Genomic DNA, 15541 nt, shown 5'->3' on the forward strand with positions numbered 1-15541 from the left:
TACTAGCAAAAAATTAATACAAGTTAGCAAGGATGATTCTTACAGTTGAATACTCTTCATTAGTATATATAACTTCAAATCCACATTTCAAAAACAAATTCAACGAAGGATTACAGGTACCAATATTATCGTATAGCTCATCTATGTCTAATTTTTTTGCCAAATCAATCAAAAACATCAACGCTCTTTTCCCGTAGCCATTGTTTCTGTATTCATCTTTTACAATTAGACTGCAAATCCACCTATCATCTTCCTTATATATACAACATTCTCCGACAGGCTTGTTATGACCCATAATGTAATAGTAAAATCTGTCGTCAGAGTTTATCCATTTGTCATACCAGATTTGCCATTTATCTTCTGGGAAATCAATAGCTCCACCGTATTTTTCATTGAAACTCATCGTCTTTTCATCCGCCAACAATTCTTGTCTGAAATTCATCTCATCATATTCAGGAATCACAAAATCACATTCGTAGTCTTCATCAATCATTGAATACATACAAGAATCTGCAACACCTTGATTGTTTGTGGCTGATTTTCTAAGACATCCTTCGTATTTCATATTTGCATTCACCATAACCTTACCACTGGCAGGATTTTTCCTGTCGTGTGTAGCTTCTACTCTTACAGCGTGTTTTTCTTCAAATAAATATTTTAGCATTAGTTTCAAAGACTCGGTCATTATTCCCTGTGACCAATAATCGTATGTCAAGCAGTAGCCAATAGCGTAAGTCTTAGGATTTTCTTTGATTAAACTAGCAGATATACAGCCGATGTTTTCATTGTTAGTGTTGCAAATCGCAAAGTAAACATTCTTGTCATCATTAATCCATTGTTTTATGATTTTTTCTGATTCTTTTAGTGATGTGTGAGGCTTCCACGTCAAAAACTTCGTAACTCTGCTGTCACTTGCCCAATTTTCATACATTTTGTCTGCATCATTTATTGTAAATTTTCTTAAAATCATTTTGTCAGTTTTCATAATCGCACTCCTTTTTTATATAATACCATATTATTTTCTTTGCACTAATCACTTTTAAGATAGAAAGTTGTCAATTTCGTTGACTAATTATATTTTATAATTTATAATTAAATCACGATAATATTTATCGTTAAATAATTTCTGGAGGTGAACTAATGAGTTCAGAAGATAACAGTTGTTGCTGCGAAGTCGTAACAAAAGAAAGCCTCATACACGGTTGTGTCGGTGAAATAATCGGAACGTTTTTGATGTGTTTTTTGGGTATTGGATCTGTAGCGACAGCTACTTTGTACCAAGCTCATACTGGTCCATTCCAAGTTGGTGTCGTATGGGGAGTCGCAATCGCTATTGCAATTTACGCTACAAGAAATCTATCTTGTGCGCATTTTAATCCAGCGGTTACTTTTGCTATGTGCATTTCAAAAAGATGTTCTTGGAAAAATTTCCCTGTATACATATTGGGTCAATTCATTGGAGCTATTCTAGCTGCAAGTGCACTTTGGATATTTTTCGCTGATTCTGTGAGAAAAAATTTATCTGCAGCTAATTTAACAATGGATGTTGCAACTCCTGCATCCAGTATTTGGTGTGAAGTGTTCCCTAACACAGCAAACGGCGTAATCAGTATGCCTGTCGCAGCTTTTGCGGAAGCGCTTGGAGTTTTCATTTTGGTTATGATTATTTTTTCAATGACTGAAGGTTGTAACGTAGGTAGACCAAGTGATGACTTGTTTCCATTATTTATTGGTCTAACGGTTACAGTATTGATTTGTACGATTGGCCCTATGACTGATGCCGGACTAAATCCAGCAAGAGATTTGGGTCCTAGAGTTATTGGGTGGTTTGTCGGTTGGAAAAACATCGCTTTTTCTACAGATACATTCATCGTCTATACTATTGCTCCATTAATCGGAGCTGGACTTGCAGCGATTTTCTTTACAAGGGTAATTGAGCCAATGCAAAACTCTAGAAATAATTGTTGTTAATGTTATAATAATATTAGAATAACATTAGGAGGTATTTATGGAAGATATTAGAAAACAAGTTTCAGAATATTACAGCAATATTACTACAGAAAAAGAAGGCAAAATGCAAACTCAAATCTGTAGTTGTTCGGATAGTATGCCACTTCATATCAAAAAAATAAGAGGAATGGTTAATCCTGAACTTTTGAAGAGATTTTACGGTTGTGGCTCTCCAATTCCATCAGCTCTTGAAGGATGTACTGTGTTGGATTTGGGATGCGGAACAGGGGTCGATGTGTATGTCGCTTCTAAATTAGTCGGTGAAAATGGAAAAGTAATCGGCGTCGACATGACAGATGACCAATTGGATTTTGCTAGAAAATATCAAGACCAAATGGCTGAAAAATTTGGCTACAAGAAATCAAACGTAGAATTCAAAAAAGGTTACATTGAAGATTTGAAATCTATGGGAATAGAAGATGAATCTGTTGATGTTGTAATCAGTAACTGCGTTATCAACCTTTCTCCGTTCAAAGAAGAAGTGTTCAAAGAAGTGTGGAGAGTTTTGAAAAAAGGTGGAGAATTGTACTTCTCAGATATTTTCGCTGACAGAAGGGTTTCTGATGAAATTTACCAAAACCCTGTATTACGTGGCGAATGTTTAGCGGGAGCAATGTATGTAGAAGATTTCAGAAGATTATTGCATAAAATCGGCTGGGAAGATTTCAGATATACTAAAATCACTAAGGCACCAATCGAAAACAGAAAAATCGAAGAATTGGTTGGCAATGTGAACTTCACATCAAGAACTGTAAGAGCAGTGAAATTACCAGGAATTATCGAAGATAGATGCGAACAATATGGACAATTCGTAACTTATCGCGGAGGTATTTTAGGTAGCGAACACTACTTCGACCTAGATGACCACCACAGATTCTATAAAGATTTGCCAATGGCAGTGTGTGGAAACAGCTGCGCAATGATCGAAGAAACTAGATTTAAAAAATACTTCGATGTCGTTGGAGATAGAACAAATCACTTTGGTCTGTTCGATGGTTGTGACGGCCCAGGAAATGAATGTGATTGTGATGGAAACAGCGGTTCTTGCTGTTGTTAACTATAAAAATATAAGCTGTGAGATAATCTCACAGCTTTTTTTGATTTTCGCTAATATCAAGCTTTAATATATCTAGTTGCTCTTCCACTACCTATTTGTTTAATTAAATGTGTGTCTTTTAATTCTTTCAAGGCTCTTTCAATGGTTCTTTGAGAAATGTCTGGACACATTATAACTATATCTGACTTAGATAATGGTTTTAACGTTTTTTCGAAAACTTTCATAATTCTATCGACAGATGTCAATGATTTCTCTCCTATTAGTCTGAACCTTTCATCACATTCAACATATGCTTTGTAAATAACTGATAACATATATTTTATAAATGGCAACTCATCATTTTCTCCAGAATGCCAATTCTCGCTTGATGCTTGTAATTGTTCATAATAGATATCCTTAGTATCTTCAATTATCATTTCCAAAGAAATATATTTTCCTACAAAGAAACCATTTCTATATAAAAGCAAAAGCGTCAATAGCCTAGACATTCTACCATTTCCGTCATAAAAAGGATGAATACACAAAAAATCATGCACCACAGATGAAATTAATAACAATGGTGGTACTTTTAATTTTACGGCTTCATCATAAGCACTTATCATTTTATCGATATAATTTTCTGTTTCAAATGCAGACACTGGCTGAAACCTTATCTTTTTCTCTCCAAATGCATTTGTTTCCACAATGCTATTATCGATAGTTTTGAATTTCCCTTTATGACTTTCAGAAGAGTAATAATACAACCTACTATGAAGAGTCAAGATATTATTTTTCGTAAAGTCAATATCTGAATAATTTTCGTGGATAATATCCAACACTTCCCTATATCCATATATTTCTTCTTCATTTCTATTTCTAGGTTCACTTTTTTTCTTCATTAACTCTTCTAATCTACTATCATTTGTAGAAATTCCTTCGATTGCATTAGAAGATTTTGTTGACTGAATCTTCGCAACCTCCACCATCTTTTCAAGTACATCAGAAAAATTTGCTACATAAAGTTCCTGTTTGCCTTTATATTCGTAAATTTTTGATATCAAATCGTACATATTTGCAGGAATATTCAGATTTAATAATTTTGAATAATCAAATTCTCTCATACATTCTCACCATCTTTCTCGCCATTATACCATAAATGGCGTAGATAAATCAATATTGGCGAGATTTTTCTCGCCATTTTCGTAAATTTGGCGTAGATAAATAAAAAGTGGCGAGAAAAAAACTACGAGCCTTATCACTCGTAGTTCTCATTTTAAATTATCTGTACAATCCACCAACTGATTTTAAGTTAGCGTTGATGATTTCCATTACTTTTTCGTAAGCTTCTGTTGATGACATTTCTACATTTTCAAGTGTTTTTCTTTCAGAAAATTCTACTATGTCCTCAGATGCTTTCTTTCCTACAGTTATTCTTAGCGGAATTCCTATTAGGTCACGGTCGTTGAATTTTACTCCTACTCTTTCTTTTCTGTCATCAAGTAGAACTTCTACTCCTTGAAGAAGTAACTTTTCGTAAAGTTTTTCTGCAAGTGTATTTTGTTCTTCATTCTTTGTGTTAACAACTGTGATGATTACGTGATATGGCGCTACAACTAATGGCCAAATCATTCCCTTGTCGTCATGGTTTTGTTCTACAATTGCGCTGACACTTCTTGTAACGCCGATTCCGTATGATCCCATCCAGAAGAATTGTTCTTTTCCATTTTCATCTAAGAATGTAGCATTCATGCTCTTGGAGTATTTTTGTCCCAATTGGAATATATTTCCAACTTCGATTCCTCTTTTGAATTTCAATGGAGATTTTGTTTCAGGATCGATATCCCCTTCTTGTACCATCAACAAATCTTCTACGATTTCCCCTTCGAAATCATCCCCGTAGTTTACGTTTTTGATGTGGTAGTTTTCTTCATTCGCTCCAACGACGAAGTTTTTCATTTGTGTAACTCTTGAGTCAATGATGATTCTTGAATCTAGTCCGATTGGTCCAGTAAATCCTGGTGAACTGTTCAAAGCTAGGATGTCTTTTTCTTCCATCATTTCGATTTCGTGTTCTGGACATTTCAAATAACTTACAAGTTTGGACATGTTAAGTTCACGATCTCCTGGTATGAACACTATTACAGGTTTTCCTTCTACCATCAAATCCACAGCCTTCAAGCAATGTGCGGCGTCAACATTCAAGAAATCACTTACTTCTTCAATTGTTTTGCAGTTTGGTGTGAGGACTTTTTCTGATGGAAGTTTTTCTACATTTTCATCGTTTACTTGATAGTATACGTATGCTTTTTCATCTGTTGCTGCGAAATCACTGTCATCGCTGTAGCAAATCACACCTTCACCTACATCACTTAATGCGATGAATTCGTGTGAACTGTTGCCACCCATTGCGCCACTGTCTCCAGCTACGATTTTGTATTCCAAGCCAAGTCTGTTGAATACAACTTCATACGCTCTCCACATATTCATGTAAGCTTCACGCATCGCTTCTTCATCTACATCAAATGTGTAAGAGTCTTCCATCAAGAATTCTCTGGAACGGTTGATTCCAAATCTTGGTCTTTTTTCATCACGGTATTTTGTTTGGATTTGGTAAATATTAAGTGGAAGTTGCTTGTAGCTTTTGATTTCACCTTTTACTAAATCTGTAAAATATTCTTCGGCTGTTGGTCCGAGGCAGAATTCACGATTATTTCTGTCTTTGAGCTTGAACATTTCCGGTCCAAATGTCTTCCATCTTCCAGATTCTTCCCAGATTTCACGAGGTTGAGTTACTGGCATATGGATTTCTTGTGAACCGTAGTTGTCCATTTCTTCACGAACGATGTTTTCTACTTTTCTTACAATTCGATATCCCAATGGCAAATAACTGTACAACCCTGCTGCTGTTTTTCTAATCATGCCAGCTCTTAATAGAAGCTTGTGGCTTGCTATTTCTGCATCTTGTGGATCCTCTCTTAAAGTTGGCATATAAAATTTATTCATTCTCATAATTTACATGTTCCTTTCTTTGGTGTATTTAATATGTATCTAAAAAAAGATCCTCCGTCACGAAGACGAAGGATCGCTATACCACTTCTAGTTTGTTAGTTATAAGGTGACAACCCTATGATTTTGACATAATCTCCGAGTTAGGTTCATTCTATCGTAAATGAAAGTTTCCACCTTACACTTTCTCTCTGAAAAATCGTATAGAACTAATATTCTCTTCATCGATACATTAGATTGTATCAGAATAGAATGTTTTTGTAAAGATTACTATTTTATTTTTTCAACAATTCTTGATTTTGTTTCAAAATTATTGTCTGTTCCTGTGAATGAAGAATCTTTTACTGCCAAATCACTCATAGCATCGATGATGTCTTTGAATTTGTTCAAATCTTTTGTCTTGTTGGATAATTCATCAATTCCTTTTTCTTTGTATTCTTTTAATTTGGAACTGAATTCTTTTTGTCCAGAAGCAAGCTTGTCGCTACCTGATTTTAATTGTCCAGTTGATGAATCTAATTTTCCAAGTCCATCATTTAACATATTGATTGCATTACTCATTGGAATAATGGCTTTTTCATTGATTTGTGACAATGAAGATAAAAGAGCTGATTGTTTGTTGAATTCTTGTAATCCACCAGATAATTTTGATGAGCCTTCAACTAACGCACTTGAATTCTTGTCCAATTCTTCCATTCCATTTAAAAGCATTGCCATTGCTTTTTCATTTTGCAATGTTCCTTCTTTTAATGTTTGTGATCCACCTTTGATTTGACCTGTTGCATCGTCAAGTTTGTCGATGGAATCCTTCAATGTTGATAATCCGTCTGCGCCATTCAATGCGCCTCCCATTTGTCCCAATCCTTGGGATAATTGGTTAGAAGAATCTACAAGTTTTGCTTTCGATTGATTCATAGCAGCTGATGTTCTCATAAGCGCATTGGATAAAACAGCGTTTCCTTGTGATAATGCACTTGAGCTTTGTGCTAGTTGTGCCAATGCTGCTTGTAGTTTTTGTTGCCCAGCATTTTGTGAACCAGCATTTCTGATAGATTCTGCTTGAACGTACATTACATTTTTTTGTGCTTGAAGATATGCAATTGTGTCGTTTAGTTGTCCTTCTTCATTGTTTGCTTGTAATTGTTGGATTGCATTGTTCAATCCTTCTGCTGAACTTTCAAGTCCACGTGCGATTTTTTCTGCACTTGCACTTGTCTCAGCACCACCTGCAAGTTGTGCTACTTGTTGTAATTTTTCGTTGAATTGTGCGCTTGAATCTTTTAATTGTTGAGATTTTCCTGAAATTTGTTCAACTGTATCTGCTAATTGACCATAACTTCCTGCCAAACCATTCAATCCGTTTGATAATTGTGATGATTTTTCAAGCAATTGGTCTTTTTGTGCAGTCATTTCTTTCATATTTTCAGTTCCAGCTCTTAATTGTGAAGTCGCATCTTTTAATTTGCCAACTCCATTGTCCAAATCAGTCGCACCTTTGGCTAATTTTTCGGAGCCTTCTTTGATTTTAGTTGTGTTTTCTTTGATTTTAGCTACTGCAGCTGTGTAGTCAGAAATTCCATTATACAATTTCAAGCTACCGTCATTCATTTGAGCTATATATCCTTGGATTGGACCTACTTTTGATTGTATTCCTGAGAATTTGCCTTGCATTTGTTGTGTTGATGATGCAAGTTTTTGTGAACCCGAGTGAAGTTTTGTAACTCCTGTTTGCATTTGTGAAATTCCTGAGTTTAATTTGTCTTGTCCTTCAGATAATTTAACTGATGCATCTACAAGTTTTTGTGAATTATCTTGTAATTCTTTAACACCGTTTTGAAGTTTATCTAATGAATCGATGTTTTTCTTTTCTTGGAAGAATTCGTTAGTGATTACAGAATAGATTTCTACTGGTTTGTAATCTTTAATATCCATTTCAACTGAAACTTCGTCTTTGAAGTTGTCCAATTCTTTGTCTTCTACAATTCCTGTTAAGTTTTGTTTCATACCTGGTGTCATAACTGTAGTTACTATTTCGTTCTTTCCGTCTTTTACAACTTTGATATCGTCTGATGTGACGTTTTCTACTTTTTCATCGTCAAATGTCATCGCTGCTACAACGACATATGGTGAATATACATTTTTTGATTGTCCGTCAATTGTTTTGGCTTCGTATCTGTTATTTTTAGAATTGATTACAATCTTCAAATGACCAGACTTACCTTCCAATTCAGAAGCTTTCATTTCTTTTCCATCTAAGAAGTATTTTACAGATACATCCACTGGAAGTTTTTTGTCAGTGTCACCTTTGTAGTAGATGTCTTTTTTGTTTTCATCTAATTTCAAATAACCATTTTCAGATTTTAGTTCTTTGTCTGTTTTCAAATCTTTTACATTTTTTAAATTAGATTTGTCGTTTGCTTTTATATTTTTATCTGAATTTAACCATACAGAAACTGATTTGTCTTTGATTTCGTTACCTTCTACTGTTACATAAACTGTTTCTGATTTTTTGATTAAATCTTGTTGTTCTGCAAATGATAGGTTAGCAAATGTCATTGAAGATACTAATGACAAGGCTAAGATTTTTTCAATATTTTTCTTCATAGTCTTCTCCTTTACGCTAAATTTTTAGTTGTTTTCTTGATAAATGGGAATGTAATGCTCAATACTGCTGGAAGTAATATTATGATTACAAGCATACTGATGATTGCTCCCCTAGCCAATAACGTACATATTGTGGATACTATTTCCATTTTTGAATAAATTCCTACACCAACTGTCGCTGCCATGAATGATAAGGCACTTGTAACAATTGATTTGGATGTTTCTCTTACCGATGTTTTCAACGAACCATTTACATCTTTAGTCTTTCGATATTCGAACAAGAATCTGTCCGTCATTAATATAGAATAATCTATCGTAGATCCTAATTGAATTACGCCAATTACGATTGATGTGATAAACGGAATTGTTTGATTGAAGTAGAATGGGATTGCCATGTTGATTTGAATTGCAAGTTCTATGGCTGCTATCAATACAACTGGAATTCCAAATGATTTGAACGATATTGCGATGATTATGAATACTGCAATTAATGATGCTATGTTAACCATCTTGAAATCTTGATCGGAAATATCTGTCAAATCGTCTGTAAGAACAGCTTCACCTGTCAAATATCCGTCCTTGTCGTGTTTTGCTATTACATCACGCATTTGTGTGATTTGTTTGTTCACTTTGTCAGATGCTGTTTGGTATTCTGAATTAACCATCAGCATTTCGTAGCCGTTTTTTACGAAGTTATCTCTGAGTTTGTCTGGCAAGAATGTCGCAGGAATTGTAACACCTGTGATTGAATTCGTTCCGACAACTGAATTGATACCGTCGATGTGTTCTAACTCATCAATCATAGAATCCATAGCAGTGTTAGATAAATTATCTTTTACAACGATAAAATGAGTACTTGCCATGTTGTAGTCTTTCTTCATTTTATTAAGAGATACAATGGAGTCCAAATCTTGTGGCAATGATCTATCCAAGTTGTAGTATAATTTTGTGTTTACAGATCCATAAATTGCTGGAATAAATAACACTACAAATACTAATGCCAACACTTTTCTCTTATCTACGACGAAGTTTGGTAATTTGGTAAATTCTGGAAGTAATACTTTGTGATTGTATTTGTCCACAGCTTTTTCTGTAAGAAGTAGCATTGGTGGAAGAACAACCAAAGTAGATAAAAGTCCTATGAATACACCCTTACTCATTACAAGACCGATATCTTTACCCAACGATAATCTCATCAATATCAAAACCAAGAATCCTGCAAAAGTTGTAAGTGAAGATGAGAATAACGATGAGAATGTCGCCTCAATAGCTTTTGCCATTGCCTTCTTATGTGTGTCTCTCTTTTTCTTTTCCGCTGCATATCTGTGATACAAGAAAATCGAATAGTCCATCGTAACGGCAAGTTGCAACACCGCTGCAATCGCCTTAGTAATGTAGGATATTTGTCCTAAGAATATATTAGTCCCAAAATTATAAATAACAGCATATCCTATATTCAACATGAACACGAATGGAATTACAGTCGATTCATTCGTCAAGCTCAACACCACAAGTCCAAGTGCCACAGCAAGCATTACATAAATCGGCGTTTCCTTGTCAATCAAATCCTTCGTATCTTTTACAAGAGCACTAATACCACTCAAGTATTTTTCTTTGGATTCGATTTGTTTGATTTGATCTATCGCCTTCATAGTTCTCATTGAAGATGACGATTCACTAAACTTAACCATCATCAAAGTGCTATCTTTGGCATAGAACACATCCCTAATATCATCTGGCAAAAATTCGTTAGGAACAGTTGGTCCTAAAATTGAAGTCTTGGAAATAACATCCTCAACCCCGTCGATTTTTTGCACTTCTTCTCTTAATTTCTCGGCATCGTTGTCTGTGCCCTTTAAAATCAACATCCCAGTAGCTGCATTTTTGAAATCTTTGTCCAAAATTGTTTGGCCTTGAGTTGATTTCAAATCAGTTGGCAAATAAGACAAAATATCGTAATTGATATTTGTTGCCTTGTAACCAATTATTGATGGAATCAACAACAAAGTCATAACCAAAAGCACTAACTTAGGATGATTAGCTATAAATTCTGAAAATTTCTTCATGTAAATCACCCTTATCTATTTAAAATTTGTTTAATAACTTCAACCAAAACAGACTTCATTTCATCAATCGATAAAATGGAATCCTTTCTGATTGCAAGCTTACAAGTTGAAATCACAGTCTCAATCGTCAAAGAAAGAATATATAATTTTTGTGAATCAGAATATTCCTTTGAGAACAACTGTGAATACTTGTTCAAAATATATTTCAGCGCAGTGTCTGTTTCAGAAAATCTCTTATCATTTTCTACCTTAGCATACAACGCCCAGTTCAAATTACTCGCAACAAGTTCAAACTCAAAAGGATTAGCAATGTAATAATCAATAATATAATCCAAAAAACTAATAAACCTTTCAACATGATCTTCTTGTGTGCACTTCTTCTCAGTTTCCACCACCAAATCTGTAAGCTTCTTCAGGACAATTTGTTCCTTCAAATCTTCCTTATCCTTAAAATAAGAATAAAAAGTTCCCAATCCCAAATCAGTGTTGCTCATAATATCTCTGATAGTCGTCTTATCAACGCCTTTTTTCTCAAACATCTTAACCGCAGACTGAATTATTTGTAATTTATTATCTTTTTTCTTTTCGTCCAAATACGACACAACTAACCTCCTTTCATCTATTGAACACCGTTCATTTCTTTTGACGTTTTATATTGTAACACTTTTTTGAACTATGTTCAACATTTTTCCTAAAATTTTTTGTTTTTATTTTTTCGATTTAAAACGTTGAAAATTCAACATTTGTTTTGCAAATTACGTTTTTATTTGATATTTTTCAATTTCATAAAACAATTTTTTTGAAATTTTGTAACATTTTTTTATAAATTTTCTGAGGTTGGAGTTTGATGTAAATTTGGGCAAAAAAATACCGTGAACTAGTCCACGGTATAATTTGTAATATTTTATTTTATATTCATGATAAAATCTCTTTTTCCCATAATTTCTTCTGTTTTTGGACCATAAGAAACATAAGAGATTTCTGTGTCTAATTCTTTTTCGATAAATGTCATGTATTTCAAGAAGTTTACTTCAAACACATCATTCCAACCGTCAAATTCTTTGTAGATTGGTTTTGCTTTTTTGAAATCATTTGAAATGAATGGCATTTTTTGTTCAACTCCATCTATTTCATATCCAACGCATACTTTTACTTTATCGTAGCCGTTTAATACGTCTGCTTTTGTCATGACGATTGAGTTGATTTTGCTCTTTTTGATTGCATAACGTAATTGTGCAAGGTCAATCCAGCCTACACGTCTGTTTCTTCCAGTTGTAGCTCCGAATTCATTGCCTAATTTTCTAAGTTTGTCTGCATCTTCATCGAACAATTCTGTTGGGAATTCTCCTTCTCCAACTCTGGATGTATATGCTTTTACAACTCCCATGATTGTGTCATCATCAGTCAATGTAACATCTGCTGCTGATGTGCTGTAAGCAGTTGTTGTGCTTGATGTAACGTATGGGTATGTTCCTGAATCTAAGTCAAGCATGATTCCTTGTGCACCTTCGAAAAGAACTTTTTTGTTTTTGATTTCTTCTTCGATTTCAGATGCTGATGTGAATGTAACGCCCAATTTTAATAATTGGTCGAACTTGTCAAGCAAATAATTTACTGTTTCGTCGACATCGATGTGCATTTTGCCTTCGTAGATGTTGTTTTTTAAATAAACTATTTCTTCAACGCGTTCTCTTAACAATTCATCGTCAAACAAATCAATAATTCTAACGTTTTGTCTAGCAGCTTTGTCTTGATAAGCAGGTCCTATACCTCTTTTTGTAGTTCCGATAGGATTTTTTCTCATAGATTCCAACAATCCGTCTTCTTCTTTGTGGTAAGGTAGAACGATAAATGTTTCTACATCTACCATAAATCTCTTTGAAATTCCTGGGAAATCAGCTTCCAAAACTTTCAACTCTTCAATCATTTGTTCTAATTCGATTACCATTCCTTTTGCCAAGAATCCCTTAGAATCTGTGTCAAAAGTTATTGATGGTAGTAAATGATGTACGTACTTTTTGTCTTTAAAATAAATAGTATGTCCTGCGTTGGCACCACCAGAAGATCTTACAATAATATCATTAAATTTGGAAAAGTAATTTACAACCTTTCCCTTACCTTCGTCTCCCCATTGTGCACCAATTATCGCTAATTTATTCATAACAACTTCCTTTCAAATTATTAGATTCATTTAACTGTTAAGTTAACTACAAATCACAACTACTAATTATACCATATTCCCACATTTAAAAATAGTGTAAAATCCGTAATTTATCCAATTTGTTATTTTGAATTATTCTTTCATTTATATTATACACCAAGTTATATCTAATTCTGATACCAACAAAAAAGTCCTCACAAAATCTCCGCCAAAATCCAATGAGAACTTCGCTATGTTACGACAAGAATATTTCAATTTTCTATTAAATCATATTAAAATTAAGAAAATTACGTAAAAAATTACCAAAGACAAAATTATGCCAATTTTTAACTTTTTTGATATTTCCGATAAAAATATATTTGCGGCAAAGCTAAACATATTTATTCCCACTAAAAGAATCAATGTGATTTTTGGTAATTGAATATTTCTCTTGTTAACTATAAATATTAAAATTACTGTTATTAAATAAATTAATTTGCATATTCCAGATAAGTACTTGCTTTTCATTCTTCTCATTCTTCTCCCTCTTGATAGTGAATATTCTTATCACTTATATGATAAATTTTCATTTACCATTTGTCAATAAAAAAACTAGCTATTTCTAGCTAGATTTTTCTAATATTCTCTTTTAATAATATTCACGATTTCTTTCTTGTAATCGTCTGTGTTTGGATAGCCCACGATGAAATATCCTTTGTCTTTAACTTGGCCGACTATCATTTGGTTTCTGTATAATTTGTTCTCTCCAGTTCCCAAATACCTCATATCTGTGACAAATCCGATGATAATTCTTTTCTTGTCAGTTAATTTGTATTCTTCTTCATAATCTTTCATCACAGAAAAAGCCATGATTTCTCCTGCAACACCATCGTCAATCGACAATCCATCAAGACAAGCTATCAAAACATCTGCTTCTTTTAACTTCTTCATGTCATTTCTTGCGATGTCGATGTCAGTAATTGTAGCATCATTGTCTTTTTTGTTGTTTATTGAATCATTTCGTTGTGGCACATACAAATCAATGTCCACTTCTTTCTCTATAAATCTCGCCAAATCTTCAGTCCAACGAAACATAGCGTCGTTGAAGAAATGTGATGCAAAATATCCTTTCATTTTTCACCTCAATTAATTTTATCATATATTTGATGCGTATAATTATAGTTAAAACATTAACCCTCACTTTAAAGATTGAAACAATGTGATTATATGTGGTATCATAAAAATATATTTTAGGAGGTTCTCAATATGGAAAATTTAGATTTTTTACAAGAAATTTTAATGACTTCTTCCCCATCTGGCGACACTAAAGTCGTTATGGAAAAAGTTAGAAAAAAATTCGAAGAATTAGGAAAAGTTGAAATCAACTTCACTAACAAGGGTGCAATGGTTGTTACTCTTCGTGGTGAAACTGACGAAAAACAATCCACATTTGCAGCCCACGTAGATACATTGGGATTAATGGTTAAAGAAATCAAACCAAACGGAAGATTAAAAACATTCTTAGTAGGTGGATACGCATACAACTCTGTTGAAAATGAATACGTAACTATCTCTACAATGTCTGGCAAAAAATACACTGGAACATGCTTAAACGACAAACAATCAGTTCACGTTTACGGCCCAGAAGCTAAAAGCAACGAAAGAAATGCCAAGACTATGGAAATCAGAATCGACGAAAAGGTAGAATCAGCTGAAGATGTAGAAAAACTAGGAATCAACGTTGGTGATTTCATCTATTTGGATTCAAGAACTCAATTAACAGAAAGCGGATTCGTAAAATCAAGACACTTAGATGACAAAGCTTGTGTATACGTATTGTATGAAACTGTAAGATATTTTGTAGAAAACAACATAACTCCAAAACACACTCTTAACTTCTTCATCTCAAACTACGAAGAAGTTGGACACGGTGCATGCTACGGAATTCCAGAAGAAACTGACGAATTCATCGTTGTTGACATGGCTGCTCCTGGAGACGGACAAACATCTTCTGAATTTAAAACAACTATCTGTGCAGCAGATTCTACAGGTCCTTACGATTTAGAATTAAAAGAAAGATTAGTCAGAATTTGTGGAGAAAATAATATCCCTCACGCAGTTGACATCTATCCATTCTACGGATCAGACGGATCAGCAGCATTAGCCGCAGGATATAATTTGAGAGTTGCTTTGATTGGCCCTGGTGTTGATGCATCACACGCAATGGAAAGAACTCACCAAGAAGGATTACAAGCATCTATCGATTTATGTATAAAATACATCGAAGACAAGAAATAAATTGATTTGAATTAGCCGAATATTTCGGCTAATTTTTTTGTGCAAATAGCTTTATTTTGCTAAATTTCTTTGCAATCACCAATATACATTATCAACTTCACAAAAAATTTTCCCATATTTTTAAAATGCTATCTGTTTTCTTTCGGGAAAATTCCAGGAAAACATTGAGTAACTGGGAAAAATTTATTTTTATTATAAAACTTGAACATATCAACATTTGTTTTCCTGAAAAAATATTTATCGCATAAAAATAAGCCTTCTGTGAAAACGGTACTCACAAAAATCATTCGTTTTCCTAATTTTTCTTTACAAAAATTTTTCAAAAAACTTTGAAAAAGTGCTTGACATAGCTGTTTTATGGTTATATAATACTTATTGCAA

Annotated in this window: 12 protein-coding genes; 3 read left to right on the top strand and 9 right to left on the bottom strand. The window is 33.7% G+C overall.

Annotation, left to right across the window (positions count from 1 at the left end; genetic code table 11):
* Nucleotides 1–13: 13 nt before the first annotated feature.
* The gene (locus tag ABDJ34_RS08805) at nucleotides 14–985 is read right to left on the bottom strand and encodes a GNAT family N-acetyltransferase (RefSeq protein ID WP_412702105.1); all 972 of its coding nucleotides are present in this window, start codon (nucleotides 983–985) and stop codon (nucleotides 14–16) included.
* Nucleotides 986–1140: 155 nt separating this feature from the next.
* Here ABDJ34_RS08805 and ABDJ34_RS08810 point away from each other — a divergent pair, with 155 nt between their 5' ends.
* Nucleotides 1141–1971, top strand: coding sequence for an MIP/aquaporin family protein (locus ABDJ34_RS08810; RefSeq protein ID WP_412702106.1), 831 nt, complete (start codon nucleotides 1141–1143; stop codon nucleotides 1969–1971).
* Between the two features lie 37 nt (nucleotides 1972–2008).
* Nucleotides 2009–3067, top strand: a complete 1059-nt coding sequence (locus ABDJ34_RS08815) for a methyltransferase domain-containing protein (RefSeq protein ID WP_094224172.1) — start codon at nucleotides 2009–2011, stop codon at nucleotides 3065–3067.
* A 56-nt stretch (nucleotides 3068–3123) separates the two neighbouring features.
* On the opposite strand, the gene ABDJ34_RS08820 is transcribed toward ABDJ34_RS08815, so the two are convergent.
* From ABDJ34_RS08820 to ABDJ34_RS08855, 8 genes are all read right to left on the bottom strand, one after another.
* Nucleotides 3124–4167 carry a Fic family protein gene (locus ABDJ34_RS08820; protein ID WP_412702107.1) on the bottom strand — a complete coding sequence of 348 codons (1044 nt, stop codon included), beginning with the start codon at nucleotides 4165–4167 and terminating at the stop codon, nucleotides 3124–3126.
* Between the two features lie 157 nt (nucleotides 4168–4324).
* Nucleotides 4325–6055 (bottom strand): proline--tRNA ligase, encoded by a 1731-nt coding sequence (locus tag ABDJ34_RS08825; RefSeq protein ID WP_412702108.1) that lies wholly within the window; start codon nucleotides 6053–6055, stop codon nucleotides 4325–4327.
* A 267-nt stretch (nucleotides 6056–6322) separates the two neighbouring features.
* The gene (locus ABDJ34_RS08830) at nucleotides 6323–8656 is read right to left on the bottom strand and encodes a hypothetical protein (protein WP_412702109.1); all 2334 of its coding nucleotides are present in this window, start codon (nucleotides 8654–8656) and stop codon (nucleotides 6323–6325) included.
* A gap of 11 nt (nucleotides 8657–8667) precedes the next feature.
* The gene (locus ABDJ34_RS08835; protein ID WP_094209367.1) at nucleotides 8668–10722 is read right to left on the bottom strand and encodes an efflux RND transporter permease subunit; all 2055 of its coding nucleotides are present in this window, start codon (nucleotides 10720–10722) and stop codon (nucleotides 8668–8670) included.
* Nucleotides 10723–10733: 11 nt separating this feature from the next.
* A complete protein-coding gene (locus tag ABDJ34_RS08840; RefSeq protein WP_094206692.1) occupies nucleotides 10734–11324 on the bottom strand; it encodes a TetR/AcrR family transcriptional regulator in 591 nt (196 codons plus the stop codon).
* Nucleotides 11325–11626: 302 nt separating this feature from the next.
* The gene (locus ABDJ34_RS08845; protein WP_412702110.1) at nucleotides 11627–12883 is read right to left on the bottom strand and encodes an adenylosuccinate synthase; all 1257 of its coding nucleotides are present in this window, start codon (nucleotides 12881–12883) and stop codon (nucleotides 11627–11629) included.
* 267 nt (nucleotides 12884–13150) lie between these two features.
* The gene (locus ABDJ34_RS08850; protein WP_094205151.1) at nucleotides 13151–13399 is read right to left on the bottom strand and encodes a hypothetical protein; all 249 of its coding nucleotides are present in this window, start codon (nucleotides 13397–13399) and stop codon (nucleotides 13151–13153) included.
* Nucleotides 13400–13498: 99 nt separating this feature from the next.
* Entirely contained in the window at nucleotides 13499–13996 is a 498-nt protein-coding gene (locus ABDJ34_RS08855; RefSeq protein WP_412702111.1) for a nucleoside 2-deoxyribosyltransferase, read from the bottom strand.
* Between the two features lie 132 nt (nucleotides 13997–14128).
* Between ABDJ34_RS08855 and ABDJ34_RS08860 the strand changes: the two genes are divergently transcribed.
* Nucleotides 14129–15160, top strand: a complete 1032-nt coding sequence (locus tag ABDJ34_RS08860; protein ID WP_412702112.1) for a M42 family metallopeptidase — start codon at nucleotides 14129–14131, stop codon at nucleotides 15158–15160.
* Nucleotides 15161–15541 lie beyond the last annotated feature (381 nt).

Source organism: Finegoldia dalianensis (assembly GCF_046255015.1).
Lineage (GTDB): Bacteria > Bacillota > Clostridia > Tissierellales > Peptoniphilaceae > Finegoldia > Finegoldia magna.

Coding starts and splice junctions, on each gene's coding strand:
- ABDJ34_RS08860 (WP_412702112.1), top strand. CDS start 14,129: ATGGAAAATTTAGATTTTTTACAAGAAATTTTAATGACTTCTTCCCCA.
- ABDJ34_RS08810 (WP_412702106.1), top strand. CDS start 1,141: ATGAGTTCAGAAGATAACAGTTGTTGCTGCGAAGTCGTAACAAAAGAA.
- ABDJ34_RS08830 (WP_412702109.1), bottom strand. CDS start 8,656: ATGAAGAAAAATATTGAAAAAATCTTAGCCTTGTCATTAGTATCTTCA.
- ABDJ34_RS08835 (WP_094209367.1), bottom strand. CDS start 10,722: ATGAAGAAATTTTCAGAATTTATAGCTAATCATCCTAAGTTAGTGCTT.
- ABDJ34_RS08820 (WP_412702107.1), bottom strand. CDS start 4,167: ATGAGAGAATTTGATTATTCAAAATTATTAAATCTGAATATTCCTGCA.
- ABDJ34_RS08850 (WP_094205151.1), bottom strand. CDS start 13,399: ATGAGAAGAATGAAAAGCAAGTACTTATCTGGAATATGCAAATTAATT.
- ABDJ34_RS08815 (WP_094224172.1), top strand. CDS start 2,009: ATGGAAGATATTAGAAAACAAGTTTCAGAATATTACAGCAATATTACT.
- ABDJ34_RS08825 (WP_412702108.1), bottom strand. CDS start 6,055: ATGAGAATGAATAAATTTTATATGCCAACTTTAAGAGAGGATCCACAA.
- ABDJ34_RS08855 (WP_412702111.1), bottom strand. CDS start 13,996: ATGAAAGGATATTTTGCATCACATTTCTTCAACGACGCTATGTTTCGT.
- ABDJ34_RS08845 (WP_412702110.1), bottom strand. CDS start 12,883: ATGAATAAATTAGCGATAATTGGTGCACAATGGGGAGACGAAGGTAAG.
- ABDJ34_RS08805 (WP_412702105.1), bottom strand. CDS start 985: ATGAAAACTGACAAAATGATTTTAAGAAAATTTACAATAAATGATGCA.